We start from the raw sequence: 26,413 nt of genomic DNA, 5'->3' as shown, positions 1-26,413 counted from the left end.
ATGAAAATTACGAGCATTCGGCCGTGGCTGATCAAGTCCGACGCGTCCTATTGGGGAGAGTACCTGTTCGTCGAAGTGACGACCGACGAGGGGGTGAGCGGCTGGGGAGAGATCACAACCACCACCAGGCTCGCCAACCGCGCTCTCTGCACGATCCTGCGGCAGATCGGTGCTGCCGTGACCGGCGAGGACCCGGCCCGGATCGAGCATCTCTGGCACAAGATTTTCCGCAGCTTCACCTATATGGGCAGCCGCGGCGCCGCGGTCGAATGCGTGAGCGCCATCGACATAGCTCTCTGGGACATCCGGGGCAAAGTTTTGGGCAAGCCGATCTACGAGCTGCTGGGCGGGCCGGTGCGCGATGAAATCGCGCTCTACACCCATCCCAACCAGTCCAAATTTACCAGCAAGGAGGCGGTGGTCCGCGAAATTCGGGACATCGTCGAGTCCGGACACACTGCGCTCAAGTTTGATCCTTTCCCGCATCAGGGACGTGGCGCCGATGGCGTGTCGCGCGAACAGCGGGACGGCTACCTCGATGGCAGCATGACCCGCAAGGACGAGCGCGAAGCGGCCGAACTCACGGCTCTGATCCGCGAAACGGCGGGCCCTGATATCGATATCCTCATCGATGCGCATGGCCGTTTCGACGTTCCGACCGCCATTCGCCTCTGCCGAAGCCTCGAGGAAGCCGGCCAGATCGACTGGTTCGAGGAGCCTTGCCCGCCCGAGAGCCTCAATGCCCTCAAGCAGGTGCGTGAGAAGGTCAGCGCCGCCATCTCGTGGGGCGAGCGCGGCCACACCAAGTGGGACTTCGTGCCGGTGCTCGAAAACAAGCTCGCTGACTACATCATGCCTGACGTCACCTGGACCGGGGGCATTACCGAACTCAAGAAGATCTCTGCCCTGTGCGAGGCCTACTACGTCCCGGTCTCGCCGCATGACGCTGCGGGACCGATCAACGTGGTTGCAGGCGCGCAGGTGATGATGACCGTTCCTAACTTCTACAAACTCGAGACGTCGGAGTGGAACCTGGGCAAATACGACCATCTCATCGACACACCACTCGACGTTTCGAACGGCAGCCTCAAACTGACGTCGAAGCCTGGGCTCGGTGTCGAGATGAACCGCGATTACCTGCAAGCCCATGAGATCGAGCTGAGTTAGCAACGCTCGATGCCGGCCCGCGTCGGGGGCGACAAACCCAACCAGAACGAGGACGAGTGATGCCAAAGACGGGCGGAGCCGGCGAGGCTCTCGATCGGGTCAACACGAACTCCAAACCATCCGACCTTCGCATCACCGACATGCGGGTGGCCGAGATCGTCGGCGCACCGTTCACCACGGCGCTGCTCAAGATCTACACCAACCAGGGCATCGTCGGGCTTGGCGAGGTGCGTGACGGCGCCAGCGCCACCTACGCGCTGATGCTGAAAAGCCGGCTGCTTGGCGAGAACCCTTGCGATATCGATCGTCTGTTTCGCCGCATCAAGCAGTTCGGCGGTCACGGCCGGCAAGGCGGCGGCGTGTCGGCGGTCGAGATCGCGCTGTGGGATCTCGCCGGCAAGGCCTATGGCGTCCCCGTCTACCAGATGCTTGGCGGCAAGTTTCGCGATCGGGTGCGCGTCTACTGCGATACCGATGCCGAGAAACCGAGCGGCACCGAAACCGGAAAACGCCTCAAGGAGCGCATGGACCGCGGCTTCACCTTCCTCAAGATGGACCTTGGCCTGATGCAGATCGCCCATGTCCCGGGCGCGGTGGCCGCTCCCGCCGGCGCGCTCCAAGGGTTTTACGCCAACCCGCGCGGCCGCGGCGGATCCCTCGGGGAGCGCAAGGCGCGCAATCTCGCCTACGATGCGCAGAACGTGCCGCACCCGTTCACGGGCCTGCATTTCACCGAAAAGGGGATCGACCTGCTCGAGCAGTATATCCACGAGGTCCGCGAGGTGATCGGATACGAGATCCCGCTCGCCATCGACCATGTCGGTCACATCTCGCTGCAGGACGGCATACGCCTGTCGCGCCGTATCGAGAAATACGCTCCTGCCTGGCTCGAGGACGTGATTCCCTGGCAATATACCGAGCAGTACCGTCAACTGCAGCAGGCCACCTCGGTGCCGATCTGCACCGGCGAGGACATCTACCTCAAGGAGGCCTTCGAACCCCTGCTCAAGAGCGGCGGTCTCTCCGTCATCCACCCGGACCTGCTCACCAGCGGGGGCATCCTGGAGACCAAGAAGATCGGCGACATGGCGCAGGATCACGGCGTCGCCATGGCCATCCACATGGCCGAAAGTCCAATCGCCGCGATGGCCGCGGCCCATGTCGCGACCGCGACCGAGAACTTCATGGCGCTCGAATACCACTCCGCCGATGTGGACTGGTGGGACGATATCGTCACCGGCCCGCCCAAGCCGCTCGTGAAGGGCGGGTTCATCACTGTTCCGGACAAGCCGGGTCTGGGGATCGACGACGTCGTCGACGAAGTGATCTCGCAGCATCTGCAGCCGGGTGTCGCCGGCATCTGGCAATCCACCGAGCATTGGGACAATGAATATAGCTGGGACCGGACCTGGAGTTAGCCCGGACCCCAGCCCTCATTCCAAGCTCACAGGGGCCAACGACCGACCATTCGTGTCGACCTCTCCGAGGGGAGAGGCGAAGAAAGAAACGGACGAAACCATGATCTACGAACTGCGTATCTATGACTGCCTGCCGGGCAGGCTGCCGGCTTTGCTCAAGCGCTTTTCCGACCAAACGCTGGCCATCTGGGAGAGGCATGGCATCCGCCAAGCCGGGTTTTTCACCACGGCGATCGGCGAAAACAGCAATCGCCTCACCTATTTCCTCGCCTGGGAATCGCTGGCCGAGCGAGAGGCGAAATGGGCGGCTTTCGTCACCGATCCGGCATGGCACAGGGCCCGGGACGAGTCTGAGCGTGACGGCCAGATCGTTGCCAATATCGGCAGCCAGCTGCTCACGCCGACAGCTTTCTCGTCTGTGAAATAGGACTGCGCCATGAAGATCACCGACCTGCGCTGCGCCGTCATCGGCAAGCACCCGATCGTCCGCATCGTGACCGACGAGGGCCTGCATGGCCTTGGCGAGGTCGAGTTCACCAAGACCTACCTCAAGCCCTTTGTGCTGCATTTCCGCGAGGCGCTGATCGGCGAGGATCCGACCGACGTCGAGCGGGTGATGCTGAAGATCCGCCAGCGAGGTTCGTTCAAGCCCTATGGCGCCGCCGTCTCCGCGATCGAGCATGCGCTGTGGGACATTGCCGGCAAGGCCGCTGGCGTGCCGGCCTACAAACTGCTCGGCGGCAAGGTCCGCGACAAGGTGCGCGTCTATAACGGCTCGATCCGCCGGAAACGCGCGGGCGACCGGCCGGAGGATTATGCAGCCGACGTCAAATGGATGATGGAGCAGCCGCAGAATTTCTTCATGGTCAAGCAAGGAATCTCGTTCCACTCGAACATGAAGGACAGCATCGAGGACTTCCATTATGGCGTGACGCAGAAGAAAGCCGGCTATCACGGTGCCATGGATCAGGGCGTGATCAGCGAGCGCGGTTTCAACCACATGCTCGACTGCGTGATCGCCATGAAGGAAGTGCTGGGCGACAAGGTCAGCCTGGCGCTCGACTGCGGCCCGGGCTGGATGCTGCCCGATGCGATCAAGTTCGCTCGCGCGGTGGAGAAGTACAATTTGATGTGGCTAGAGGACATGCTGACCGGCGACTACGTGCCGTGGGTCAATCCGCAGGCCTATCGGGAGCTGACCACCTCCACCTCGACGCCAATCCATACCGGCGAGCAGATTTACTTGCGGCACAATTTCAAGGAGCTGATCGAGACGCAGGCGGTGCGCGTCATCGGCCCCGATCCTGCCGACATCGGCGGCATTGCCGAGCTCAAATGGGTCGCCGAGCACGCCTACATGCACTCGATCCTGATGGCGCCGCATGGCACCGCGAACGGCCTGCTGGGCCTCGGCGCCCTGATCAACGTTTGCGCCACCTTGCCCGCCAACTACATCGCCTTCGAATATCCCAGCGCCTCCGACCCCTGGTGGGAGGATCTCGTGATCGGCCTGCCGTCGCAGATCGTGAAGGACAGCATGGTGGACCTGCTGGAAGCGCCGGGACTGGGCCTCGATATCGACGCCGAAGCAGCCAGGAAGTATCTCAGGGAAGAGGATACGGGCTTCTTTGATTGAAGGCCTCTTCTTTCGCCACCGCACACACGCCGACCGCGCCGCCTACATTCTCATCGGTATCCGTCGTCAGACGCCTGTTGATGTGATCGACAGCTTGGGTCAAAGTCGGTTGGTCTGAACTGGACCTTCAGAGGCCGTGGCGTTGAAGCAGACTGGCAAAAACATCGTTGTCTGCTGCGATGGAACGGGAAACCAGATCGAGCGCAATCTCTCGAATGTCTTGAAGTTGTTCCGCATTCTGAAGAAGAATGAGGAGCAGCGCGTCTATTATGACGCCGGCATAGGAACCATCGGTGCCAGCGATGCCTGGACGCGATGGCGCCAGAACGCGAAATCCGTGTTCGAGCTCGCAACTGGATATGGTCTCGACGCCGAAATCGCCGGCGCCTACGCCTTCATCTGCAGGCACTACGTCGAAGGGGACGCAATCTTCCTCTTTGGCTTCAGCCGGGGAGCCTACACAGCCCGCGCCGTTGCGGGCTTGATCCACATGATCGGCCTGCTGCATCCGGACCAACTCAATATCGTCGAGTATGCCGTAAGCTCTTACAAGCAAGCCAGCGATGAGCACGACCTTAACGTTGCCTGGCACTTTTCCAAGGTTTCAGGAGCCCGGGAAGCGCGCATCAGATTTCTTGGTGTCTGGGACACCGTGGCGTCGATCATCGTGCCGCGAAGCGACCGGCTTCTGCCACAGCTTCTGACACTGCCGCATACGAGGACCAACCCGAGCGTCGAAGTCTTTCGACATGCAATTGCGATCGATGAGCATCGCCGCATGTTCCGGCTGAACCGGTGGATCGAGCCGCAGCCATTCGTCGAAAACCCTTTCGACAAGATTGCGCCGGCAAAAGAGCAGGACATCAGGCAAGTCTGGTTCGCCGGATCTCATTCGGATGTCGGCGGTGGCTATCCTGAAGAGGAAAGCGCCATATCCAAATTTCCGCTCGCCTGGATGATTGATCAGGCCAAAGCATCTGGATTGCAGACCAATTCCCGCATGCTGGAGCGGCTTGTCTTCGGGGAAGGGAAGGGCGAGGGGACGATGACGTTCGTCAGCCCCGACCCGCTGGGGATCGTGCATGATTCAATGACCCTGGGCTGGAAGCCGCTCGAGTGGGTCCCAAAATCGGTCAAATGGCGTGAATGGAAGCGAAGATCGGTCCTCGGCTTCTACCTACCGCAAGCCGAGCCTCGCATGATCGAGCGACAGGAACGGCGGCCGCTGGTCCATCAGTCGGTTCTGGATCGGAAGGCGGCGATCCCGACATATAAGCCTGAGAATTTTCCGACGGCATTCAATGTTGAACCCTATGGTGACCTCATGAAGGACCACCTGGCCAACGAAGTCGGCGGTTAGCGCTGGCACCGAGCGGGCCGTGAAGCCGGGGGAGAAATTCAGGTGGGCGCGGCGCGATTTCATCAGTCAACGCGTGGAAAGCGCGCGTTTCGTCGGGTCATGGAACTCTGCTGCTTTCAACGCCGGTTCAACGAGACGGCAATGATGATGATAGCGCCCTTGATCACCTCCTGGATGCTGGTCGAAAGACCGAGCACGAGAAGACCAAATCCGAGAATCCCTATGAAGATTGCGCCGACGACAGAACCGACGATCGATCCAGAGCCGCCGAAGAGACTTGTCCCGCCTATGATCACGGCCGCGATGACGTCGAGTTCGAGACCCGCTCCCAGGCTGGGATTGCCGGCGGTGGAGCGGGCCGCGAGCATCATGCCTGCAAGGGATGCCATCATGCCGGACAGCACAAAGGCGAAGATCTTGACGCTGTCCGTCCGCACCCCGGAAAAGCGGGCGGCAACAGGATTTCCACCGGTCGCATAGACACGCCTGCCGAAGGGCATTTGATGCAGAAGATAATAGCCGACGGCGGTTAGGACGATTGTCCACCAGATTGGCGCCTGCACGCCCAGAAAACTGCCGTTCCAGAACAGGTTCGAGAAGTCATCATCGACGATAGACACTGGCCGGGTGCCGGTGATCGTCAGCGCCAGTCCGGAGAAGATCGACAGCATGCCAAGGGTCACAAGAAACGATGGAATGCGTATTTTCGTAACAAGGATGCCCGAGGTGGCCCCGATCGCTGCGCCGGCGGCCAGCACCAGAAGAGCTGCCATATAGGTGGGAACATCCTGGCCGAGCAGCAGCGCTCCGATCATCCCTGAAAAACTTGCAACCGATCCTACCGACAGGTCGATTTCGCCGCAGATGATGACGAATGTCATGCCGATCGCCATTGCCGAAACGATGGCTGTGATGCGCAGAACCGCGCTTGCGGTCGAGACAGACGCGAAGTGGGGAGCAAACAGGACGAAATAGAGGGTTATCGCCAGGAAGATCACATAGGTGATGTGATCGCGGAGAAAATTTATCGCATTTGCGTGCGAGGGCATAGGGGACGGTTTCATGCTGCAACTCCCTGGGCGCGCGCACTGACTTGTCTGGCCGCCTCGGCCTGCAGCAACGCGCGAAGTTTTGTCTCGTCGTCCGCGCGATCGATGCTGCGCGTAATCCGCCCCTGCGCCATCACCAGAATGCGATCGGACAAATCCAGGAGTTCTTCGAGTTCCGAAGAAATGAGCAGTACGGCGACGCCTTCGCCGGCCGTGCGGCGCACAAGTTCGCGCATATCGCGCTTGGCATTGATGTCGACTCCGGAGGTTGGTTCGTCGAGGATCAACAGCTTCGGCTTCATGGCTAGCCATTTGGCGAAGACGATCTTCTGCTGATTGCCGCCCGAAAGCTCCTGGGCTTTCTGTAAGGGACCGCGGCACAGAATACTGAGATCGTCCCGGTATTGTCTGAACAGAGCCGTTATCCGGGCCTTCGCCATCGGCCCGAACGGACCCGCCAGCGAGAAATCGGAAAGGCGCGGAAGGGCGAGGTTCTCCTCGATCGAGCGACCACCCACAAGACCTTCGAGCCGACGGTCTTCGGGAACAAGCGCGATACCGGCAGCGATGGCCCTGCTGACACTGCCCGGCTGGACGGGATCGTTCCCGACGGCGATATCGCCGGTTACATCCGGAAGGACGCCGAACAAGGCCTTGCCCAGGGTCGAGCGGCCACTGCCGACAAGCCCGGCAAGGCCGACGATCTCGCCCGGGCCGATCGAGAACGACACGCCGGACAGTTTGCGCGAGGTGGCAAGGTCACGGACCTCAAGAGCCGGCGTCCCGGCGGGCGTTGCCGGTTTACGATTTGCTGGCGCGGCTGCGGCAGGGGAAGGTGTTTCGACCTTGGGCCGGGACATCAACGCCGCGATATCCTCGATGGACGTCTTCTCCGGATCGAGCGGACCGACCAGTCGTCCATCCTTGATGATCGAGATGCGATCCGAAAGCTGCAGCACATCGGCCATGCGATGGCTGATGTAGACGATACCGATTCCGTTCTGCTTGAGCTGACCGATTGTCCGAAAAAGCGTTTCCTCCTCATGGATGGTCAGGGACGAAGTCGGCTCGTCCATTACGAGCAGCTTGGCGCCTCGCGAGATCGCTTTGAGAATCTCGACCATCTGGCGCTGAGCGAACGCCAGGTCGCCCACACGTGCCGAAGCATCGAGCGAGAAGGCATATCGCTCGATCAGAGCCCGGGCCTCGCGCAGCATCTTTCGGGCATCGACACGTCGGCCGAAGGCGAGCGGCTCGCGAAGGATAAACAGATTTTCGGCAACCGAACGGTTCGGCAAGACGCTCAGCTCCTGGAAGATCATTGCGATTCCGCGATCGATCCTCTCTCGAAGCGACAGGGCGGTGACATCCTCGCCGTCGAACAGAATCCGGCCTTCGTCCGTCCGATACGCGCCCATGAGGATCTTCATGAGCGTCGACTTGCCCGCACCGTTCTCGCCGAGCAGTGCATGCGTTTCGCCGGCCTTGACCTCGAACGAAATGTCCGACAGCACGCGGTTCGCGCCAAACGACTTGCCGATGCGTTGCATCGTTACGATAGGGCGCTGGGACGTTGAAGTTTTCGCTTCGGCCATGACGATTTCTCGATCGCTCGGGAAGCGCCGGCGGACTGCTGCGGCCCGCCGGCGAAAGAAGGGAGCTAGAAGCACTCGCCGTTGCAGATTTTCACCACCGAAGCCGGCGCATCTTCCTTGGTGACCTGTTTGAGGGCACTGAGAAGGTCGAGCTTCTTGACGCGCAATGTCGGTACCGAAATGTACGGCGGGACGTCATGTCCAAGCAGAGCAAGCGCGGCCGCCTTGGCCTCCGCGACACCCTGGTCGTAGGGGCGTTGCGCACCCACGGCCAGAAACTCGCCACGTGCAACGTTCAGCGCGCTGTCTGCGGCAATGTCATTCGTGGTGATGATGATGTCGCGGCCGAGTGTCTTGGCCGCGGCCACGACCTGCTGCGCGGGCGTGTCCCAGGCAACGAAAATGCCCTTCATGTCGGGATGCGCCGTCAACATGGCGGTGGCGACCTCGTAGGCCTTCTCAGGCGCGGTGAAGGTACCGACGTCCGCGACCTTGATGTCGGGGTGTTCGCCGAATGCCTTGAGTGCGCCGACCTTGCGGGCCGCGACCGAGTAGTAATAGTCATAGACCAGCGTGATGATGCCGACCTCGCCCTTGCCGCCAATGGCCCCGACAAGTTCCTGTGCGGCGAAATAGGCGTTCTTCTCATTGTCGGAAGCGACAACGGACACATAGTCCTTGCCCGGCGCCATATCGACCGGAACGTTGTCCATGAAAACCAGCTTGATGCCGGCTGCCGCCGCCTTCTTGTAGGCTTCGGATTCGGACTTCGGATCGATCGGGATCGAGAAGATCACATCCGGCTTGCGTGCGATCATCTGCTCGAGATCGCTGATCTGCTGGCCGGGCTGGAACTTGGCGTCGGTGGTTCCGACAACCTCGATGCCAAGGTCCTTGAGCGTGTTCGAGATCCCGGCCACCTGCAATTGGGGCCAGCCGGCATCCATGGTGTGCATCACCAGCCCGGCGGTGAACTTTCCGGCCTTCAGCTTTGCAAGGTCGGCATCGGAGAATTTCAGCACGTCTGGCGACACCGCCGGTGGACCGTCCGGGAAGCCCGGAACGGGTTGGCCTCTCGGCGATAGGGGCAACGGCTCAAGCAACGCCTTTGCTTCCGGTGGAATGGTGTCGTCGGCGATCGCCGAAGATGCGGCCAACCCCGACAGTGCCACGGCCAAAGCCGCCGCCATGAATCCACGATAGTGCATTTTATTCCTCCCGATGAGATGAAACGGCCATTTGGCCGGGTAGCGACCTGGCTGGTCGTACTGGCTGGGCGCTGTTCAGCGCCCGTAAGGCATCAATGCCGCCGTGGCGGCACCCGAGTAATTCACATAGACCGTCTTCTTGCGCATGTAGCTCTCGAGCCCGTGTACGCCGTCATCACCGCCCAATCCGCTCTCGCGGAAGCCGACATGGAAGCCCTGCAGCATTTCTGGCCCGATCCGGTTCACATAGATTTCGCCAAACGAAACCTCGTTGACGGCGTTCATGACGCGACCCAGATCGTTGGTGAAAAGATAGGCCGACAGGCCATAGCGACTGGCATTGGTGATGCTGACTGCCTCCTCGAAGGTATCGAAAGGCATGATCGGCACGACCGGGCCGAAGATTTCCCGCGTCATGATCGGCATGTCGGGCGTCACGTCGGTCAATACGGTCGGATTGAGCCAGTAGCCGCCGTCGATCGGCGCCTTGGCCGGGCGTCCGCCGGCCAGCGCCAGCTTCGCGCCGCCCGCGACGGCCTCCGCCAAGACCACCTCGACCTTTTCCAATTCCTCACGGCTGACTTTGGGGCCGATATCGGTATTCGCCTGCATCGGATCACCGACGACCAGCGACTTCGAGAACTCCACGAAACGCGTGACGAACTGATCGTAAATCGAACGGTGAACGAGCGTGCGTTCGTTGCATATGCAGACCTGCCCGCAATTCATGTAGCGCGAAGTGGCCGCCGACCGCACCGCCAGGTCGAGATCGGCATCGGCCAGGACGATGAAGGGGGCCTTGCCGCCAAGCTCCAGCGAAACGGGCGTCAGGTTGCGCGAGGCATTCGCCATGATGCGCTTGCCGGTCGGCACGCTTCCGGTCATGGTGATGAGGTCGACGCCGGGTTCCGTGCACAGCACCTCGCCTATGGTTTCGCCTCGTCCTGTTATAATGTTGACAACGCCGTCCGGCACGCCCGCCTCCACGAAGATGCGAGCCATTTCGAGCGCCGAAAGCGGCGTGTCTTCATGCGGTTTAAGGACGATGGTGTCGCCGGCGATCATGGCGGGCGCCACCTTTCGGCTGACCAGGGCGCTCGGATAATTCCAGGGAATGATGGCGGCGACGACGCCTACGGGTACGCGCTGGATCCAGACCTGCTCTCCCGCGTAGTCGGATGGCAGGATCTCACCTTGAATGCGGCGGGCAAACTCGGCGTAGTAGTCGAAGAACTCGGCCGCACCGCCGACTTCACCCATGGCCTCATTGATCGGCTTGCCTTGTTCCCTGACGACCACCTCGGCCAGATGTCGGGCGTTCTGCCGGATCAACACCGCGATCCGCTTCATGATCGCCGCACGGGCGAGGGGTGATTTGAGCCCCCAGGCTTTCTGCGCCTTACGGGCTGCCTCTATCGCCTGGCGAGCCTGATCCGGACTTGCCTCGGGCACGTCGACAAAAGCCTTGCCGTTGGCCGGGTTGATCACCGGGCGCGTGCCGGCTTCGCCGGTGACGAATTTGCCGTCGATCAGCATGAGATGGGACTTCTCTACAGCCATGGTTCGATCCGCTTCTGGGTGCGTTGCAGGCGTGCCGGCGCCTAAGGTTTGGATTTTGCCGCGGCCATCTGGACGGCGAATTCGATCGCCTCGACCAGACTGTCCTCGTTGGCGATGCCCTTGCCGGCGATATCGAAGGCCGTGCCGTGGTCGACGGAGGTGCGGATGATCGGAAGGCCGAGCGTGACATTGACACCGGAAAGCGCTTTCCACTCACCGGTCGCGGGGTCGACATTGAAGCCGAGCAGTTTCACCGGGACATGGCCCTGGTCGTGATACATCGCGACCACCGCGTCATACTGACGGGCACGCAGCTTGACGAAGACCGTGTCGCCCGGAACAGGTCCAACCACGGTGAAATCGGGCGATGTGTAAGAGGCGACGACCGGGGTCGTGATGTCGATATCCTCACGACCGAAAATGCCGCCTTCGCCAGCGTGCGGGTTGAGCGCGGCAATCGCAATGCGCGGATGGGCAATGCCGAGCCCTTGCAATGCCTCGACGGTCAACTGGATCACCCGCCGCAATCGGGGTTCGGTCAGTTTCGAGGGAACCTGAGCCAGCGCCACATGGGTCGAGACATGGCTGACGCGAAAATCGCCGTGGGCAAGCATCATCACGGAATCGCGTGCGCCTGTCAGTTCTGCCAGCATGTCGGTATGGCCGGCATAGTGATAGCCGGCCAGGTTGAGCGCTTCCTTGTTGAGAGGAGCCGTAACGATGCCTGCAATCGAGCCGGCCTGGGCCAGGCGAACAGCTTTTTCGATGGCCAGGTAGGCAAGGCGCCCGCCTTCGGCCGACATGACGCCTGTCTCTATGGGGGCCCCTTCTGGTCCGGCCTCAAGAATGGCCACGGGCGGAAAAGGTCTGGCGGCCGAAGCGGACGCTTCTTCCCGCTCGATACGTCCTGAAATGGACTCCATCGCGTGCATCGCGGTGACGCTGCCGATGATGAGAAGCGACAGTGACCCGTCGGCGAGGCGCGGTTTCAGCCGTGCGCATGCCTTCGCGATGATCTCGGGGCCGATGCCCGCGGGATCACCCATTGTGATGCCGAGCCTTGGACCAGACATAAACACCCCATATCGGTCAATTGTGATCATCTTCTAATCCTTCTAGCCACATATGCGCAATAGTTTTCTTTCGCGATCATTCGCAATCAAATTTCACGGCCGATCGGGCTTGCGCCTCTCCTCTGCGGGCTGAAATCTCGGCCACGCTCGGCTTCGCAGTGTTTTTTGACGCTATTTGACAAGCAGGGCGGATGTGGCGCCACTTTGCCGGCGATCCTCCTGATCACGGACGGGCGAGAACGGCAAGCCTGCAGAGCAGGGCGCTGTCGCCGAACGCGCCCGATTTCGAAATCGTGGTCAGTCCTTCGAAAATGCCGCCTTTGATGACGGAAACCGGCAGCCCCGGCTCGATCTCGCTTTCGACCGTGAGTTCGACGGCGCCTAGGCTGTCGCACACCGACCGCAATGTTTCGCCGCCAGTGACGAGCAACGTGCCGGGCCTTGGCAGGCCTTCGAGAAGCGAGGCAAACACCTTGCCGATATGATCCGCCACCGCGTGGCGATCACCCGATGCGGCGACGCTGACAATCGAAGGCGCGCCTTGCATCATCCGTTCCGCCAAGCGCTTTTTCGCTTTGTCGATGTCGCGTTCGATAACGATATGCGCATCCGAATGCCGCGCGGCAAAGAGGGCCACCTGTCCCGCTGTGACCTCGTGATTTGTGCCGACAAGGCCAAGGAACGGCGCGGATAACGCAAGAGCAGGCTCCTGCGGCGCTTTCATGTACCGTGCAAGTGCCGCCGCCAAGCCGCCCGTACCGACCCACAAGGTCCGTGCCTCCGGCACTCTGGCCGTTGCGACGATCTTGTCCAGGTCCGTGTCCGTTTCGGCATCGTAGAGGGTGATGAAATGAACCGGCCGGGCCCCCGGTGTTGAACGCCCGGCCGAAAAGCGCTGGCCGAGGTCGGCGAGGAGGTCGGGACCTACCATTTCGGGCCGATCGAGCCGCCATTGGCGCCCGACGCGCGTAACGCGCCCCTGAAATGGGAAAGCAGGCGCCAGCACAACGCGCTGGTACGTCCCCTTGGCGATGCAGGCTTCTATTTCGGCGATGACGTGACCGCGCAAAAGGCTGTCGATCTTCTTGAAACTCAATTGTCCGGCGGCGAGCCATGGCGCGAGCGCCCGGTGCCTGGCGACGGCCGTCGCCTCGGCGCCCTCTCGTGTGGCGACATCGACAGCCATGCGCTCCGAAAGCGGACCGTCCAGTCGCCAGCTCACCCCAATGCCGTGGCCAGGCGATGCGAAGGAAACCGCGCTGTCCAGGGCGCCGGTCAGGTCGTCGGCTACGACCCGGATATCCACGCCCTCAAGAGCGCTCAACTGAAGAACCTGGGCGGCTGACGCGCACGACGCGGACGTTCACATCGAGCGTCCGAAGATTGGTGAGGTGAGCTTGATCAATGCCCTCGTCGGTAATGATCTGGTGAATATCGGCCAGACGGCAGATGGTGCAGAAATTGGGGGCAGTGAACTTCGAATTGTCGGCAAGCACGACGACACGGCGCGCCGCCGCGATCATCGCCTGCTTCATCGCCGCGACCTCTAGCGAGGTCTCCGTGAGCATGTCCCCGGTGATGGCATGCGTCCCCAGGATGGCCACGTCGGCGTGGATGGTTCGCAGGAAATTCTCGCCGGGTTGGCCGACCAGGGTCAGAGAGCCCGGCTTGCAGGTGCCTCCCAGCATGACGAGGCGCACTTCCGGCACGGTTGCAAGTATCTGAGCGATCGCAAGACTGTTGGTAACGGCCGTAAGCGGAATAGGCGCCGCAGCGATAGCGCGGGCGACTTCCAGCACGGTCGTGCTTGCGTCGAAAATGACACTTTGGCCGGCGCGGAGTTCCGACATCATGGCGGCACCGATGGCCTCTTTCTCGGCCCTGGCGAAATGGGCCGCGGTGGCGAGATCCGGCTCGAAGGTGGCGAGTTGCGTGCGTTGAAGCATCGCCCCGCCATGCGTTCGCTCCAGTGCTCCCTGCCGTTCAAGCGTCTCGAGATCGCGCCGGATGGTCGAAGGCGATGCGCCGATGAGGTCGATGAGTTCCTGAACGCCTACGGCTCCTTGCCGTTTAAGGCATTCGAGAATGAAGGCATGACGCTTGGCCGGAATCAAATCGACCCGTCCGCGCCCGCCATCGTCTTCCCATGATCCGGCGGACGCCGAGGGCGCCATGTCCTCCACCGCTGATTTCCGGACATTCCTTGCCACGTTTGTATCTCCGCACGGTGCCGCAAACGCGCTCGCCTGAATCACGGCGAGCGATGTCCCGCAAATATCACGAATCCATCCAGCGAGCCCAATCGTTTGTCATTCTTGGTCGGCGAATCCCACCGTTTTTGGCTTCATTGGAATTATTTTGACTGACTTTGACGGCATGTGCCAAATCAAATGTGGTCAATGTTGGTCAGGGGGATTGGAAGAACGAGCAGGTTTCGTCAAAAAACTTTCTGCGGCGGTAACGGCGCGGCGGATGGGGCGTGTAGAAGATGAAGCGGCACTTCATGATGCCGTTCTGCCGACGAGACCTGGAGACGACGTCGGTCCCGCCGGTCGAATGCTGTTGGCTTGGCGCTGGCTGGCAACTCGGCCCGCGCAGGATCTTCTGACGGAGGCGAGCGTCGTCGGAGTTCTCGATGCCCTAGGGCTTGCCCGTGATGACGAGACGGCGGCCGACCTGGCAGACGAGCTTACCTATCTTGCTGCGACCCCGGCACTGTCGGAACGATGATCGGCGCCTTCGCGGCCGCCGAGCGCCGAGGCCTTCCACGCACTGTCGGGTCCTGGTTCGCCGACGCGCTGTTGGACAGCGGCTGGGTTGGCCGCACGCGGGTCCCCTGTTCGGTGGCGAAGCCGCCAACGATCTTCATTTGAAATCCTTGCGGGCGATGTGATCTCGGCATAACGTTTACCCAACCCAAGCATGACCCCACCGCTCCACTCGATCATTTCCAGGCTCCACCTGAAACAGCTGCGGCTCCTAGTCGCGCTGGGCGAGCACGGCTCCCTCCTGAAGGCCTCGCAGCAGGTCGCGTTGACGCAACCGGGCGCGAGCAAGGCATTGCAGGAAATCGAGACGACCTTCGGCACGCCGCTGTTCGTTCGCACCAACCGGGGCCTGGAGCCCAATGCCGTCGGCCATTGCGTCATCCGCTATGCGCGCCTGATCCAGACGGATCTCGCGCACTTGCGCGACGAGATCGTCGGAATCATGCGTGGCCAGGGCGGGCGGGTGGCGGCCGGCGTCATCATGGGCGCGGTGCCGCTGCTCACCGATGCCATCTCCGCGCTCGTTGCGCGGCAGGCCGACTTGTCCGTCGAGATCGTCGAAGACACCAGCGCCGCCCTGCTGGCCCAGCTCGACGCCGGCCGGCTCGACCTGGCGATCTGCCGCACGACCATCAGCCAGGCGCCCCAGGTCTACGACAGCGTGAAGCTTCAGGATGAAACGCTCGCGGTGATCGCGAACGTCGACCATCCGCTGCGGCACGCGAAGAAGCTCACCCTGCATGAGCTGGCGCCATACCGATGGGTGGTATACCGCACGAACATGCCGATGCGGCTCTTGCTCGAACGCGAATACCGCGATTGCGGGATCCAGTTCCCGCAGCACCTGCTCGAGACGACCTCCGCTTTTGCGACGCTGGCGCTGCTGCAGGCCAACCCGTCCTTCGTGGCCCTGGTGTCGATCGAAGTCGCGCAGTTCTTCGCGCACCGGCAGATGACGCGCATCCTGCCGCTGGCCCTGGCGTCGCGAAGCGAGGCCTATGAGCTCGTCACCCGCAAGGGGGCGTGGGTCCCGCCCGCCGCCAAACTGCTGATCGACGAATTGCTCCATCGCCAGTCCTGAGCATCAGGTCGGCGCGACCGCGCCGGTCAGCACTGTATCCGCCCAGGCGTCGCCGTCGCCCTGAAAAAGTATCGGAAGCGGCCCTCTGGCGGTGATCTCGGCCGGCTCGTGTGCTATAACCCGCGCTCATTGCCATGGCTCTGATCAACTGCATCGCCGGCACCGGCAGCGAAGCGGGCCCGGGCGCGATCCCCATCCTCGACGATGGCCGCAAGGTCGGCGTGATCTCGCCCTTCATCGTGCCCAAGGTCGCGACCTGCGACCCGGCACTGACCTTGGGCCTGTCGCCGGCGCTGACGGCGGTCACGGGGATGCATTGCACACCGCATTCGAGACCTTCCTGGCGCCGGCCCTTGCGCGCATGGCCAAGTTCCCCATGCCGCCGGTGCTGGAATCACAGGCCTCGGGTCCGAGGAACAGAAAGTCCCGCCAGACCGGGAGGCCTGGCGGGACTATTGTTGAGAGCTGTAGTCCTGTTAATACGAACTGGAGGCTGCGTGTCTTCCTGCGATGATGCCCTGAGAGAGAGCTCGACCGTTCCCGTGCTGACTGAATCCGCCAGCAGCTTCGCCGGCGGCGTAGAGGCCGGGAATTACCTGACCGGCAAAGTCGAGGACCTGGCTGGAGCGGTTGATGCGCAGGCCGGACCGGGCGTCGTGGATGACAGGCGTAGACCAGGCGGCATAGAAGGGCGCCTTCTGGATCTTGTATCGCGGTGTCGGTTTGCCGAAGTCGGTGTCGACACCCCCAACAAAGCTGTTGTACCGCTCCACCGTGGCAACCAGATTTTCTGGCGGCATGGGAACCCGCTGATGCTGCATGACGATCTTCTGTGCGAGTTCCTCCAGCGTGTTTGCCTGGAAGAAGAATCCATCAGGATCAACGTAGGGTGGCGCGACAGTCCATCTCTGCCGGGCCACGGCGTCTGCATCGAAGATGGCCCAGATCGGGCCACCGCCATTTTTGCCGTCGTCGATTCCGGCCAAAGCGGCGTTGATCCAGTTTTGCGGGTTCCATGTGATGTTCTTGGCGTTCAGGTAGCTGCCCTGAGTGTAAGGGTTGACCGAGCGAGCGCTGTTCGTCCCGAATTGACCTCCCGTTTCGTCAAAGAACCGCTTCCCAAGCATGTTTACATGGATAACGTTCTGATTGTCGACGTTGGTTAGTCCCGAAGCCTTCGCAAGGTTGAAGACAGGGCTCTGGGGGCCCCACTGCAGGAACGAGTAGTTGTACCGTGTTCCGATGGCGGTTGGCTTAATGATGTTAGTGCCGATTTCTGCAGTCTGGTTGTACGTGCCCGCGAGGGACGCGCCGACATTCAGCCCTGCGAGTATGCCGCTGGCGTCCTGGAAGGAATAGGGCTCGCCAGCGACGCCGCAGTACTCCGCGGTGAGCCGCGGGTCGAACTGTCGGCGGTATTCCACATTCCCGTTTCCGCCGCCGGTCGCGATCACTACGCCCTTGCGTGCCTGAATGTTAACGAGGCGGCCTTGATTAGAGGCTACGACCCCGACCACGCCCGCTCGCGTCCGGTGCAGCGACTCCAAACGGTGATTCAGCAGGATCTTCACGCCACGCGCCTTTGCTGCGGCCTCCAGCGGATATATGAAGCCGGGCCCTTGAGACGTCGTCCGCTGTTGGCTCGCGGCTACCGGCAAGCCGGTCCGGACCGAGACGTAGTTCATGATCGCCGCATGCATCATGCGGTTCACCGAGTTGCCGACCTCATTGCCGCCGACGTTGTCGGGCGTGGGTCTCGTCCACACGACGCCATGGCGGACCAGAAAGTTGTAAAGGTCGACGTTGATGTCGGCAAATGCCCGGATAAGCTCGCGATCGTTATAGCGGTAGCTCGGAAAGCCGTTCGTCTGGACGATGGACCAGTCGGTAAGGTCGCGAAACAGGAGATCTGGCGAGTCCACGATGCCAGCCGCTATCTGGGCAGCGGTTCCGCCTCCGAGGGGAATGTTGCCTGAGCTGACAATGCCACGTCCCCCAATGTGCGGCTGCGCCTCGAGGACAATAACCGACGCGCCTGCCTCGGCGGCGGCGACTGCGGCGCCGAGGCCCGCCGAGCCGCAACCCAGAACGACGATATCGGCTACACGCGGGTCCGCGGCATTGGCAATGCTCGGCTGCAACATGCTGCTGGCCACCCCTGCGGCGGCGATTCCGGCACCGGCCTTCAACAATGAGCGTCGGCTGACTGGCATTACGTTCTCCTCCTGAAATTTCAGCCCAGCGCATTCGGGCTTTTGTGGATCTGGGCCTGAACAGCAAACGCATTAATCGTGATCGCCGTAGAGACTTGGCCGACCGCACTATTGCAGCATTCGCTTGCGCGACAACTGAGAAGATGTGATCTCGGTATAACATTTACGCAACCCAGGCATGACCCCACCGCTCCGCTCGATCATTTCCAGGCTCCACCTGAAACAGCTGCGCGGCTCCTGGTTCGCGCTGGGCGAGCACGGCTCGCTCCTGAAGGCCTCGCAGCAGGTCGCGTTGACGCGATCGGACGCGCAGCGCTAGGACGGCATGATCGATCTTGTCCGTAATGACCGCCATCCGCCCTCTAGCAAAGATCGTGCGTCTGCCGCAGCCCACGGCGGATGGTTACGGTATTCCCCATGTCCGCCTGGCAGCGATAGCCAAATATACGCTGTGGAGATCACGAACGCCGGTCTCGCTAAACATCTGCTTCACGCCCCGGACGAGGAGGGTCTTGCCGACCTCCTCCGTGGTACAGCCCTGCGGAGTTCAGGAGCCGTAGCGCTGCAGACACGGCGCGAGCGCGTCAGCCGCGCCGCAACGGGCGGGGAGTTCGACGCGCAACCGCGCATAAGCCCATTGCCGCCAGGGACGTGGGGAACGGCCGGAGATCTCGATGCGGACGATCGAGGGCATGCGGTTGGTGCTCGTCCATTCGGGATTGAGCGCGCCGTCCGGACCGGCATAGCTGAACGAAAGCGTCAGATCGCCGCGCACCAGCGGAAGATCCTCCCCGCCCCTGCCCGTCACCGAATCGCGGCGGGCTCGAATGAGGGCCTTGTCGTCCCCGGCCCGACCCATCGAATAGGTGATGTAATCAAGTCCCGCACGCGGCTCGTAGCCGAGCGCCGGGCGCACGAAGGTGACTTTGTCGGCATGGCCGGTGAAACGGACCGCCGCGGCCCCTTCAGTGTTGGAATATTCGGGCTGCGCCGCTTCTAGATCCTCGACCATCCGGTCGAGAATCACCGCCACCGTGTCCTCCTGCCCGCCTCTGGCGATCATCCCCTGCCAGTGGCGCAGCCAGGTTCCGGTGTAGAGTGCCAGCCCACCGAACAGCATCGTCGCAAGCACCAGCGAAGCCAATGCCTCGATCAGCGTGAAGCCTGCCCGAGCGCTGCGTTTCCTCGTCATTGCAGCTTGCCGAGGCGTACGGTCTGCATCACGTCGTCATCCGATCCTTCGGTGCTGCGAACGGTGATGGAATAAAGCTGCCAACCGGTCGTCGCCAACGCGGCGCCGCGTTCGAACCGGTACGGTTCCACGATGATAGTGAAATCTCCAATAACGCGCCGGCCGCCTCGCAACGGGTCAAGGGTCATCGCGGCCGCCATGGCAGCCTGCATGCCGACACGGCGTTCGGTCGATCGTTCCAGACCTGCGAACGCACCCCCGGTGCCGGCGATCATGCGCGCGATCGGAACGATCAACAACACGGCGACGGCAAGCGCGGCCAGAACCTCGATCAGCGTGAAGCCGCGTCTGCGCCGCGCTGTCATTTCAGGCTCATTTCCACGCGGCCGGTCAACCAGTCGACGCGCAGTTCGATCTGTCGGCCGCTGGCGGACAGTGTCATGACGCCCCCGCAGGACCGTCCGTCGGCAAGGAAGCGCAAAGCCCTTGTACCGCCTCGTACCGGACACCGGTCCGACGTGACCCAGTTCACGGCCACCCCATCCCTGATCGAAATCGGATCGGCGCCATCTACCTGGATATGTCCGCTTCCCGGATCGACCGTCACGTCTGCGACGCTACCAGTGGTCAGCGCCTTCGCCCTGCCTTTGCGGAATTCGCCGCTGACGCGAACCGCCTCCGCAGAAAGCTCGGCAGCCCCGATGCTGGAACGCGGGCGCGGCATCAGCACGAAGGCCGCGAGGGCGACGATCGCAAGCGCCGCGACCACGTCGATGAGCACGACACCGCGCCGCGCCCGTTTGCGGTTGCCCTCAGGGCTGACCGGACACATCGGTGCCGCGCCCGGCAGGCCCGTCGGAAGTGATGTTGAACGTCTTTCCGTTGCTGGCGTATTTGTATTCATGGCCCCACGGATCGAGCGGAACATTGCCGCTGCGCAGGTACGGCCCGTTCCAGACCTGGATGGTCGACGGCTTGCTGACCAGGGCTCCCAGGCCCTCGGCCTGCGCCGGATAACGGCCGACATCGATGTAGAAGATGTCTAGCGCGCTGGAGAACGCCTCGATCTGAAGCTTCGCTGCGCGCTCACGCGAATCGGACAACTGCGCCAGGACACGAGGACCGACGAGCGCCGAGATCAGGCCGATGATGGCCAGCACGACCAGCATCTCGATCAGCGTAAAGCCCGCCCTGCGGCGCCGGGCACGCTTGCGCTGGATGAGATGGGGACTAACCGAGAGATGTATGTTCATGCGAACAGGCTCCTATCGCACCATGTCGTTGAAGGACATAAGGGTGGACATGATCGACACGATCATGCCACCGATCAAGATACTGATGGTTGCCACCGCCGCAGGGCCGACAAGCCCGACGATACGGGATAGCGAACGCTCCAGCCTCACTTCATAGAAGTCGGCTACACGATAAGCCAGCACCGCGAGCTCGCCACTTTGCTCGCCGAGCCTCAACATGCGCACCGCCAGCGGGGGAAGCCGAAGAATCTCAAGCGCATGGCCGAGCCTATTTCCCTGCCTCAGCGCGTCGGATGCCTGCTGCGCGCGTGCCCGCGCGGCCTCGCCGTGATCGATGGTATCGCTGATGAGCTTGAAAGCCACAGGAACCGCCACGCCCGTTTCCACCATGATGCCCAGGAGACGGGCGAAGCGCCCTGTCCGATAGTTCCCCGGTATCTCCGACAAGAGCGGAAGTCTTTTGGCGAAGCTCCAGAGCCATGCCGAGAGAAGCCCCCGCCGCGCCGCCACGAAGCCTAGCAGGACGAGTATCGAAGCCGCAAGCAACAGGACCAGACCGTAAGCGCGCAGGAAATTCGAGACCGCGAACATCACCACCATCAGCGTGTCCTTCTTGTCGCTCTGCATGAGCATCGGTTCGAACTGAGGAATGACCCCCACCAGGAAGAAGACCAGGACGCAGATCGTGCCGGCAAACAGGACTGCCGGATACCGCAGCGCCTCGGTGACCTTGGCCTGCAATGCCTCGAAATTCTGGCGCTCCTGCACGATGCGCGACAGGAGGGTGGCCAATTTGCCGGAGGTCTCCGCGACACGAACCATGGCGACTTGGAACGCCGGGAACAGAGCAGGCCAGGCTTCCAGCGCGCTGGAGAATGACTTGCCCGACGCCAGGTCGATGCGAATGCCGGCAACAATGGGCTGAAGCCTGCCGCTGTCGAATTCCTTTTCCATGATCGCCAGCGCTTCGTCGATCCGGATCCCCGCATTCAGCATGATCGAAAGGTCGGAGAGCAGCCGCGTAATCTGCGCCGCCGGTATCCGGGTCGAAAACAGCGGTGCGCGCGATGCAGGCCGCCGGCTCTGTTCGACACTGACTGGGATCAGCCCGCGCGCCCCGAGCTTCTGGACGGCATCGTCGGAATCGGACGCATCGATCCGTCCGAGTTCGATACGACCCTGCCCATTCAAAGCCTTGTATGCGAATGCCGTCGAGCCCACGGATCAACCCCCGGACAGCATGGGCTGTGGCTCCTCCGACGGAAACATTTGTTCACCGCTCGGCTCATCCGAAAAGCGCAGCGAGGCGCGTCCGCCCGCTCCGTCGAGCTTGACTTCAAACTGGCCGACTACCTTCAGGGTCCAGCCTTCGCGGCTTTCCCCCGTCTGCAGAGTGAAGGCCGCCGCTTCGGTCGGGGCGGTGAAGGTCGCGCTGTTGAGCCTTGCCGATCGCACGACGCCGACCAACTGCCAATCGGGCGCCGCGGCGGGCGGCGGCGGTTCGGGTTCCGGCTCGGGCTGCACGACGACAGGTTCAGGCTCGGCGGCGACGAACGCAACAGGGGGAGTCCGGTCCGGCGAGAACAGGGGCCGATTCCGAAGCGCCGAATAGTCGCTCAACGGTCGCTCCCTGACGGATAGCTGTTCCGCGCCGAAGGACAGGCACGATGAGGCCGCGAGAGCGGCGAGCATCAGCGTCGCGCGCAGCCGGGTCATCACGGCTTCTCCCGGAAGCCCGACAGCGTGATGCTCAACGACAGCGGTCGATCCACAGAACTCGAAGTCACCTCTCCCTCCAGCATATCGACCTTCCGGTTCAACCGGAGCCTGAAGCCGTCGACGACCATGACGGGGGAACCGGCTTCGATGGCATACATGAGATCGGGCAGCGATTGCTCCATGACCTCGATGTCGGCAGTCAAACGAATGCGTTCCAAAGACTCCAATTGGGGATCGCCTGTATCGGCGGCCTGGCCGTCCGCGGGGACATCGACGCGCCGGATGACGGCGCCCACGCGTTCCACGCGGTCGGAGAGCAGGCGCTGGAACTCGGCCGAGACGAGTCCGCTGGTCTGAGCATCGAGAAGGATCTTGCCCTCGCCGGGATCCAGGGCCTGGTTCGCGCCTTGCTGGACCGGGGACGTGGACGCCTTACTTTCGAGCAAGGCGGTACGTTCCTCATAGAGCGCCAGCGTGCCTGCCTCCGCGCGCCAGGACAGCAGCATATCGGCGACGAGTACAAGAGCTCCGACGACCAGCAGGGCAATGACGGCCAGGGATTGAAGCCGTGTGTCGCGCCACAGGGGTGTCGTCCTCATCGCAGTGCGCCTCCCGTGCGGATGAGCGGGCGGGTGTCGACCTCGAATTCCGAGGTAAGGCCATCTTCGCCGCGCAGGGCTGATCCGACCAGCTTGCTGTCTTCGAAGCGGCCCGACGATTCCAGCGCGGTCAACACTTCGGGGACGTCCCTGGTGCGGCCCGACAGCCGCATGCTGCCATTGGCGAAGGACACCTCAAGGGCATAGGAATGCGTCGGCAGGGCCTCAGCCAGGTCATCCAATGCTCCCAGCGCGCTTATCGCGTCGTCCTTGATATTCAGCGCCTCCTGCTCCGGCGCTGTATCAGCCTTGTCCGGAGTCGCCGCCAGCGCGATTGCCCGTCGCGCCTTCTCGGCCCGAATCTCGACGGCGGCGCGACGCTCGGCATAGCTGTTCTGGATCATCGGCCGTACCGCCGAAGCCGTGACGGCAGCGACCAGGCTTACGCCCAGAACTCCGGCAAGGACAAACTTTATCCGGCCGCGCGTGCCGGCGACCCTTTGACGCTGTGTCAATACTTCCACGGCATCGCCTTCCGGAAACGGCGCCGAGATCACGACCTGGCGGGCCTCGGCCGCATTTAGGCAGGCCAAGGCGGCAGCGACACGCGACCTCGCAACGATTGCGACGGCGACGGTGATCTGCCGTGACTCATGGCTGATCCCCAGGACCCTGTGGCCGAAATAGATATCGGAAGCAGGCAATGGAGAAAGCGCGCCCATCCGCGACGTAACGATGCCTTCCACGTGGCTGGCAGCCTCCATCGGCAGTTCGATCCGGCGCGCAATCACCCAGCTTGCCGGGATGTCGAGATGGACCGCCTTTCCATTCACCGCGGTGGGAACGGCGGCTGGCGCCTGCCCGTCTCGAGAAATTGGTATCAACAGGGGTGCTGCCGGCTTTCGGCTGGTCGCCGGCTCGATTTCAAGCGCGCTCCCGTCGTCCGCGACCCGCGCGACCACGCGGCTGCCGGATTTCACGCGCACAAGTTCATCCAGCAGGGAGGCCGGTCCCGCGATCCAGTCATCCATGCTGCGGATCGCCGCAGTGAAAGGAGAGGCCATTCCGGTTAACCTTAGAGCTGAAAGCCGGCACAGGATCCGGAGTTCCGTTGCCGCTTGAACAAATCATAGCACATCTTCAGACCTTTATTCCAGATCAATCACAGTTCTTCGCCCATCTGGCCGATCTTGAAAGCAGACTGGGGCGACCAAACTGGCGGCGGAATTGCAGAAGCTGTCGGTAATTGACCTCGACTTCGATTTTACAGACATCAGCTTCTCGAGGCGAATGCCCGGCAAGGCGGACGAGGCCGTGATACGGGATTGTATTTCGATGGCGATAACCCGGCATATCGAGCAATTCGGGCCCCTAATGATTGTCGCGCGGCACGCCGCTGGTGACGGCGATGTTCTGGTACTTTACCGCCGGCTTCAGAACCATTCCCTCGGACAACTGGTCAACCATTGACCGCTGGATCTCCTGCCAGGGTGTCTGATGCTTCGGATATGCATAGCCGCCCTCGTTTTGCAGGTCGACGCGACGGCGCTTGATCTCGTCGTCAGACACGAGAATGTCGGCGATCCCCTTGCGCAGGTCGATGCGCACCCGGTCACCCGTACGCAGCAGCGCAAGGCCACCCCCGACGGCGGCCTCGGGCGAGGCGTTGAGGATCGATGGAGAGCCGGAAGTGCCGGACTGCCTGCCATCGCCAATGCAGGGCAGCGAATGAATGCCCCGTTTGATCAGGTAAGCGGGCGGCTGCATGTTGACCACCTCGGCGCCGCCCGGATAACCGACCGGGCCGGCTCCGCGCATGAACAGGATGGTATTCTCGTTCAGGCCGAGTGACGGATCCTCAATGCGACGGTGGTAGTCTTCCGGACCGTCGAACACGATGGCGACGCCCTCAAAGGCATCGGGGTCTTGCGGATTTGACAGATAGCGGTCACGAAACTCCGGCGAGATGACCGACGTCTTCATGATTGCGGAATCGAACAGATTGCCTTTCAGGTTGATGAAGCCGGCATCCGTCTTGAGCGGATTGGCCACGGCACGGATAACCTTGCCGTCGAGATTCTCCGCCGTGGCGCAATTGTCGCCGATCGTGCGGCCGTTGGCGGTCATAGCTCCAGGGTGCGGCAACAAGCCGGCCTTCATCAACTCGGACACGACCGCAGGCACGCCGCCCGCATGATGATAGTCCTCGCCGAGATATTCACCGGCCGGCTGGAGATTTACGATCAGCGGAACGTGGTGACCGACCTTCTGCCAGTCATCGACAGTCAGCGACACACCGAGATGTCGGGCGATGGCGTTGAGGTGGATCGGCGCATTGGTCGAGCCGCCGATGGCAGAATTGACGACGATGGCGTTCTCGAAGGCTTCCCGCGTCATGATGTCGGAGGGTTTCAAGTCCTCGCGAACCATGTCGACGATGCGCTTGCCGGTTTGGTGGGCGATCTGGCCGCGCTCGCGATAAGGTGCCGGAATGGCGGCGGAGCCCGGCAGTTGCATGCCGAGCGCTTCGGCCAGGCTGTTCATGGTGGTCGCCGTGCCCATCGTGTTGCAGTAGCCGACGGACGGCGCCGATGAGGCGACGATGTCCATGAACTGGTCGTAGTCGATCTCTCCTGCCGCCAGCCTTTCGCGCGACTTCCACACGACTGTGCCGGAGCCGGTGCGTTCGCCCTTGTGCCAGCCGTTCAGCATCGGGCCGACGGACAGCGCTATGGCTGGAATGTTGACGGTAGCCGCGGCCATCAACAGCGCCGGGGTGGTCTTGTCGCAGCCGATGGTCAGCACGACGCCATCCAGCGGATAGCCATAAAGCAACTCGACAAGAGCGAGATAGGCGAGGTTGCGGTCGAGCGCGGCTGTGGGCCGCTTGCCTGTCTCCTGGATCGGGTGGACCGGGAATTCCAGCGGTACACCGCCGGCGGCCACAATGCCGTCGCGCACGCGCTTGGCGAGCTCGATATGATGCCGGTTGCAAGGTGACAGGTCCGAGCCCGTCTGGGCGATGCCGATAATCGGCTTGCCGGACTGCAGTTCTTCGCGGGTCAGCCCATAGTTCAGATAGCGTTCGAGGTAGAGCGCGGTCATGCCGGGATTGTCCGGATTGTCGAACCACTCGCGCGAGCGCAGCCGCCTCGCACCATTGATCTTGGACATTTACACCTCCCATAAACGCAGCTTGGCCATCGATATGGCATCGGCAATGTCAGACAAGTACCATCACTTAAATATGTGGACAAGTTGTCCATTCTGTGGATTTTAGAAAATCTGAACGATATGGCAGGCGCATAGATGCGCCGCGTGCCGGGGGGTTAGCCAAGCGTGAGCCAGATCATCTTCATTCCCGCCGAAATCGACTCCGGCGAAAGCCGCGTCGCGGCGTCGCCCGATACGGTGAAACGGCTGGCCGGCCTGGGTCTTGAGGTGGTCGTGGAGGCCGGTGCCGGCACGCGGTCGCGCATTCCCGATGAGGAGTTCGCCAAGGCGGGCGCTTCGATCGGCAAG

25 protein-coding genes and 2 pseudogenes are annotated in these 26,413 nt (G+C 62.2%); 10 read left to right on the top strand and 17 right to left on the bottom strand.

All coding sequences use genetic code 11. The annotated features are described in order from the left end of the window. The 5 genes from LB532_RS15085 (at position 1) to LB532_RS15065 (ending at position 5,581) form a co-directional block, all read left to right on the top strand. Positions 1 to 1,167 carry a mandelate racemase/muconate lactonizing enzyme family protein gene (locus tag LB532_RS15085; RefSeq protein ID WP_140639879.1) on the top strand — a complete coding sequence of 389 codons (1,167 nt, stop codon included), beginning with the start codon at positions 1 to 3 and terminating at the stop codon, positions 1,165 to 1,167. 59 nt (positions 1,168 to 1,226) lie between these two features. Next, the gene (locus tag LB532_RS15080; RefSeq protein ID WP_140639878.1) at positions 1,227 to 2,585 is read left to right on the top strand and encodes a mandelate racemase/muconate lactonizing enzyme family protein; all 1,359 of its coding nucleotides are present in this window, start codon (positions 1,227 to 1,229) and stop codon (positions 2,583 to 2,585) included. Between the two features lie 100 nt (positions 2,586 to 2,685). Continuing rightward, positions 2,686 to 3,012 carry an NIPSNAP family protein gene (locus tag LB532_RS15075; RefSeq protein WP_140639877.1) on the top strand — a complete coding sequence of 109 codons (327 nt, stop codon included), beginning with the start codon at positions 2,686 to 2,688 and terminating at the stop codon, positions 3,010 to 3,012. Positions 3,013 to 3,021: 9 nt separating this feature from the next. Beyond that, positions 3,022 to 4,221 carry a mandelate racemase/muconate lactonizing enzyme family protein gene (locus LB532_RS15070; protein ID WP_140639876.1) on the top strand — a complete coding sequence of 400 codons (1,200 nt, stop codon included), beginning with the start codon at positions 3,022 to 3,024 and terminating at the stop codon, positions 4,219 to 4,221. Positions 4,222 to 4,357: 136 nt separating this feature from the next. Continuing rightward, positions 4,358 to 5,581, top strand: a complete 1,224-nt coding sequence (locus tag LB532_RS15065; protein WP_224556954.1) for a T6SS phospholipase effector Tle1-like catalytic domain-containing protein — start codon at positions 4,358 to 4,360, stop codon at positions 5,579 to 5,581. 116 nt (positions 5,582 to 5,697) lie between these two features. On the opposite strand, the gene LB532_RS15060 is transcribed toward LB532_RS15065, so the two are convergent. The 7 genes from LB532_RS15060 to LB532_RS15030 all read right to left on the bottom strand — a co-directional run bounded on the left by LB532_RS15060 (position 5,698) and on the right by LB532_RS15030 (position 14,276). Then, entirely contained in the window at positions 5,698 to 6,645 is a 948-nt protein-coding gene (locus tag LB532_RS15060) for an ABC transporter permease (RefSeq protein WP_181169380.1), read from the bottom strand. Further along, positions 6,642 to 8,225, bottom strand: a complete 1,584-nt coding sequence (locus LB532_RS15055; RefSeq protein WP_140639874.1) for a sugar ABC transporter ATP-binding protein — start codon at positions 8,223 to 8,225, stop codon at positions 6,642 to 6,644. The genes LB532_RS15060 and LB532_RS15055 overlap by 4 nt, the downstream gene beginning before the upstream one ends. Positions 8,226 to 8,290: 65 nt before the next feature. After that, positions 8,291 to 9,433, bottom strand: a complete 1,143-nt coding sequence (locus LB532_RS15050; RefSeq protein WP_140639873.1) for a substrate-binding domain-containing protein — start codon at positions 9,431 to 9,433, stop codon at positions 8,291 to 8,293. 75 nt (positions 9,434 to 9,508) lie between these two features. Beyond that, positions 9,509 to 10,993: an aldehyde dehydrogenase gene (gene aldA, locus LB532_RS15045; RefSeq protein WP_140639872.1), complete on the bottom strand. Its 1,485-nt coding sequence runs from the start codon at positions 10,991 to 10,993 to the stop codon at positions 9,509 to 9,511. A 41-nt stretch (positions 10,994 to 11,034) separates the two neighbouring features. Further along, positions 11,035 to 12,066: a 4-hydroxythreonine-4-phosphate dehydrogenase PdxA gene (gene pdxA, locus LB532_RS15040; protein WP_181169379.1), complete on the bottom strand. Its 1,032-nt coding sequence runs from the start codon at positions 12,064 to 12,066 to the stop codon at positions 11,035 to 11,037. 223 nt (positions 12,067 to 12,289) lie between these two features. Next, positions 12,290 to 13,390: a four-carbon acid sugar kinase family protein gene (locus LB532_RS15035; RefSeq protein ID WP_140639870.1), complete on the bottom strand. Its 1,101-nt coding sequence runs from the start codon at positions 13,388 to 13,390 to the stop codon at positions 12,290 to 12,292. Then, on the bottom strand, positions 13,377 to 14,276 hold the full coding sequence (locus LB532_RS15030; protein ID WP_318011223.1) for a DeoR/GlpR family DNA-binding transcription regulator: 900 nt from the start codon (positions 14,274 to 14,276) through the stop codon (positions 13,377 to 13,379). Before LB532_RS15030 ends, LB532_RS15035 begins: the two co-directional genes overlap by 14 nt. Positions 14,277 to 14,424: 148 nt before the next feature. Between LB532_RS15030 and LB532_RS15025 the strand changes: the two genes are divergently transcribed. From LB532_RS15025 to LB532_RS15015, 3 genes and pseudogenes are all read left to right on the top strand, one after another. Then, positions 14,425 to 14,796, top strand: a complete 372-nt coding sequence (locus tag LB532_RS15025) for a DUF1403 family protein (protein ID WP_318011222.1) — start codon at positions 14,425 to 14,427, stop codon at positions 14,794 to 14,796. 192 nt (positions 14,797 to 14,988) lie between these two features. Further along, the gene (locus LB532_RS15020; protein ID WP_140639869.1) at positions 14,989 to 15,915 is read left to right on the top strand and encodes a LysR family transcriptional regulator; all 927 of its coding nucleotides are present in this window, start codon (positions 14,989 to 14,991) and stop codon (positions 15,913 to 15,915) included. A gap of 134 nt (positions 15,916 to 16,049) precedes the next feature. Next, positions 16,050 to 16,223 (top strand): annotated as a pseudogene (locus LB532_RS15015) (iron-containing alcohol dehydrogenase); the annotation flags it as partial. A gap of 168 nt (positions 16,224 to 16,391) precedes the next feature. Here LB532_RS15015 and LB532_RS15010 read toward each other — a convergent pair. After that, entirely contained in the window at positions 16,392 to 18,128 is a 1,737-nt protein-coding gene (locus LB532_RS15010; protein WP_140640173.1) for an FAD-dependent oxidoreductase, read from the bottom strand. A 178-nt stretch (positions 18,129 to 18,306) separates the two neighbouring features. Between LB532_RS15010 and LB532_RS15005 the strand changes: the two genes are divergently transcribed. Further along, positions 18,307 to 18,447: a hypothetical protein gene (locus tag LB532_RS15005; protein WP_210239884.1), complete on the top strand. Its 141-nt coding sequence runs from the start codon at positions 18,307 to 18,309 to the stop codon at positions 18,445 to 18,447. A gap of 228 nt (positions 18,448 to 18,675) precedes the next feature. Here LB532_RS15005 and LB532_RS15000 read toward each other — a convergent pair whose 3' ends face one another. The 9 genes from LB532_RS15000 to LB532_RS14960 all read right to left on the bottom strand — a co-directional run bounded on the left by LB532_RS15000 (position 18,676) and on the right by LB532_RS14960 (position 26,065). Continuing rightward, positions 18,676 to 19,320, bottom strand: a complete 645-nt coding sequence (locus tag LB532_RS15000) for a type II secretion system protein J (RefSeq protein ID WP_140639868.1) — start codon at positions 19,318 to 19,320, stop codon at positions 18,676 to 18,678. Beyond that, positions 19,317 to 19,685, bottom strand: coding sequence for a prepilin-type N-terminal cleavage/methylation domain-containing protein (locus LB532_RS14995; protein WP_140639867.1), 369 nt, complete (start codon positions 19,683 to 19,685; stop codon positions 19,317 to 19,319). Before LB532_RS14995 ends, LB532_RS15000 begins: the two co-directional genes overlap by 4 nt. Further along, on the bottom strand, positions 19,682 to 20,152 hold the full coding sequence (locus LB532_RS14990; protein WP_140639866.1) for a hypothetical protein: 471 nt from the start codon (positions 20,150 to 20,152) through the stop codon (positions 19,682 to 19,684). Before LB532_RS14990 ends, LB532_RS14995 begins: the two co-directional genes overlap by 4 nt. Continuing rightward, entirely contained in the window at positions 20,133 to 20,573 is a 441-nt protein-coding gene (gspG, locus tag LB532_RS14985; protein WP_140639865.1) for a type II secretion system major pseudopilin GspG, read from the bottom strand. The genes LB532_RS14990 and gspG overlap by 20 nt, the downstream gene beginning before the upstream one ends. Before the next feature lie 12 nt (positions 20,574 to 20,585). Then, positions 20,586 to 21,794, bottom strand: coding sequence for a type II secretion system F family protein (locus LB532_RS14980; RefSeq protein WP_140639864.1), 1,209 nt, complete (start codon positions 21,792 to 21,794; stop codon positions 20,586 to 20,588). A 3-nt stretch (positions 21,795 to 21,797) separates the two neighbouring features. Next, positions 21,798 to 22,289 (bottom strand): hypothetical protein, encoded by a 492-nt coding sequence (locus LB532_RS14975; protein WP_140639863.1) that lies wholly within the window; start codon positions 22,287 to 22,289, stop codon positions 21,798 to 21,800. After that, the gene (gene gspM, locus LB532_RS14970) at positions 22,289 to 22,891 is read right to left on the bottom strand and encodes a type II secretion system protein GspM (protein ID WP_140639862.1); all 603 of its coding nucleotides are present in this window, start codon (positions 22,889 to 22,891) and stop codon (positions 22,289 to 22,291) included. Before gspM ends, LB532_RS14975 begins: the two co-directional genes overlap by 1 nt. Beyond that, entirely contained in the window at positions 22,888 to 23,955 is a 1,068-nt protein-coding gene (locus LB532_RS14965; RefSeq protein ID WP_140639861.1) for a PilN domain-containing protein, read from the bottom strand. Before LB532_RS14965 ends, gspM begins: the two co-directional genes overlap by 4 nt. A 307-nt stretch (positions 23,956 to 24,262) precedes the next feature. Continuing rightward, positions 24,263 to 26,065 carry an IlvD/Edd family dehydratase gene (locus tag LB532_RS14960; RefSeq protein ID WP_140639860.1) on the bottom strand — a complete coding sequence of 601 codons (1,803 nt, stop codon included), beginning with the start codon at positions 26,063 to 26,065 and terminating at the stop codon, positions 24,263 to 24,265. A 165-nt stretch (positions 26,066 to 26,230) separates the two neighbouring features. Between LB532_RS14960 and LB532_RS14955 the strand changes: the two are divergent. After that, positions 26,231 to 26,413, top strand: a pseudogene (locus LB532_RS14955) (NAD(P)(+) transhydrogenase (Re/Si-specific) subunit alpha); the annotation flags it as partial.

Origin of the sequence: Mesorhizobium sp. ESP-6-2 (assembly GCF_020164675.1) — a bacterium.
GTDB lineage: Bacteria > Pseudomonadota > Alphaproteobacteria > Rhizobiales > Rhizobiaceae > Mesorhizobium.
Note: the sequence above shows the minus strand (reverse complement) of the source record. Positions and strands in the feature narration are given on the sequence as shown.

What these genes read in the sequence shown, in the direction of transcription:
- LB532_RS15085 (WP_140639879.1), top strand. Translation starts at nt 1, where the DNA reads ATGAAAATTACGAGCATTCGGCCGTGGCTGATCAAGTCCGACGCGTCC.
- LB532_RS15080 (WP_140639878.1), top strand. Translation starts at nt 1,227, where the DNA reads ATGCCAAAGACGGGCGGAGCCGGCGAGGCTCTCGATCGGGTCAACACG.
- LB532_RS15075 (WP_140639877.1), top strand. Translation starts at nt 2,686, where the DNA reads ATGATCTACGAACTGCGTATCTATGACTGCCTGCCGGGCAGGCTGCCG.
- LB532_RS15070 (WP_140639876.1), top strand. Translation starts at nt 3,022, where the DNA reads ATGAAGATCACCGACCTGCGCTGCGCCGTCATCGGCAAGCACCCGATC.
- LB532_RS15060 (WP_181169380.1), bottom strand. Translation starts at nt 6,645, where the DNA reads ATGAAACCGTCCCCTATGCCCTCGCACGCAAATGCGATAAATTTTCTC.
- LB532_RS15055 (WP_140639874.1), bottom strand. Translation starts at nt 8,225, where the DNA reads ATGGCCGAAGCGAAAACTTCAACGTCCCAGCGCCCTATCGTAACGATG.
- LB532_RS15050 (WP_140639873.1), bottom strand. Translation starts at nt 9,433, where the DNA reads ATGCACTATCGTGGATTCATGGCGGCGGCTTTGGCCGTGGCACTGTCG.
- aldA (WP_140639872.1), bottom strand. Translation starts at nt 10,993, where the DNA reads ATGGCTGTAGAGAAGTCCCATCTCATGCTGATCGACGGCAAATTCGTC.
- pdxA (WP_181169379.1), bottom strand. Translation starts at nt 12,066, where the DNA reads ATGTCTGGTCCAAGGCTCGGCATCACAATGGGTGATCCCGCGGGCATC.
- LB532_RS15020 (WP_140639869.1), top strand. Translation starts at nt 14,989, where the DNA reads ATGACCCCACCGCTCCACTCGATCATTTCCAGGCTCCACCTGAAACAG.
- LB532_RS15010 (WP_140640173.1), bottom strand. Translation starts at nt 18,128, where the DNA reads ATGCCAGTCAGCCGACGCTCATTGTTGAAGGCCGGTGCCGGAATCGCC.
- LB532_RS15005 (WP_210239884.1), top strand. Translation starts at nt 18,307, where the DNA reads ATGACCCCACCGCTCCGCTCGATCATTTCCAGGCTCCACCTGAAACAG.
- LB532_RS15000 (WP_140639868.1), bottom strand. Translation starts at nt 19,320, where the DNA reads ATGACGAGGAAACGCAGCGCTCGGGCAGGCTTCACGCTGATCGAGGCA.
- LB532_RS14995 (WP_140639867.1), bottom strand. Translation starts at nt 19,685, where the DNA reads ATGACAGCGCGGCGCAGACGCGGCTTCACGCTGATCGAGGTTCTGGCC.
- LB532_RS14990 (WP_140639866.1), bottom strand. Translation starts at nt 20,152, where the DNA reads ATGTGTCCGGTCAGCCCTGAGGGCAACCGCAAACGGGCGCGGCGCGGT.
- gspG (WP_140639865.1), bottom strand. Translation starts at nt 20,573, where the DNA reads ATGAACATACATCTCTCGGTTAGTCCCCATCTCATCCAGCGCAAGCGT.
- LB532_RS14975 (WP_140639863.1), bottom strand. Translation starts at nt 22,289, where the DNA reads ATGACCCGGCTGCGCGCGACGCTGATGCTCGCCGCTCTCGCGGCCTCA.
- gspM (WP_140639862.1), bottom strand. Translation starts at nt 22,891, where the DNA reads ATGAGGACGACACCCCTGTGGCGCGACACACGGCTTCAATCCCTGGCC.
- LB532_RS14965 (WP_140639861.1), bottom strand. Translation starts at nt 23,955, where the DNA reads ATGGCCTCTCCTTTCACTGCGGCGATCCGCAGCATGGATGACTGGATC.
- LB532_RS14960 (WP_140639860.1), bottom strand. Translation starts at nt 26,065, where the DNA reads ATGTCCAAGATCAATGGTGCGAGGCGGCTGCGCTCGCGCGAGTGGTTC.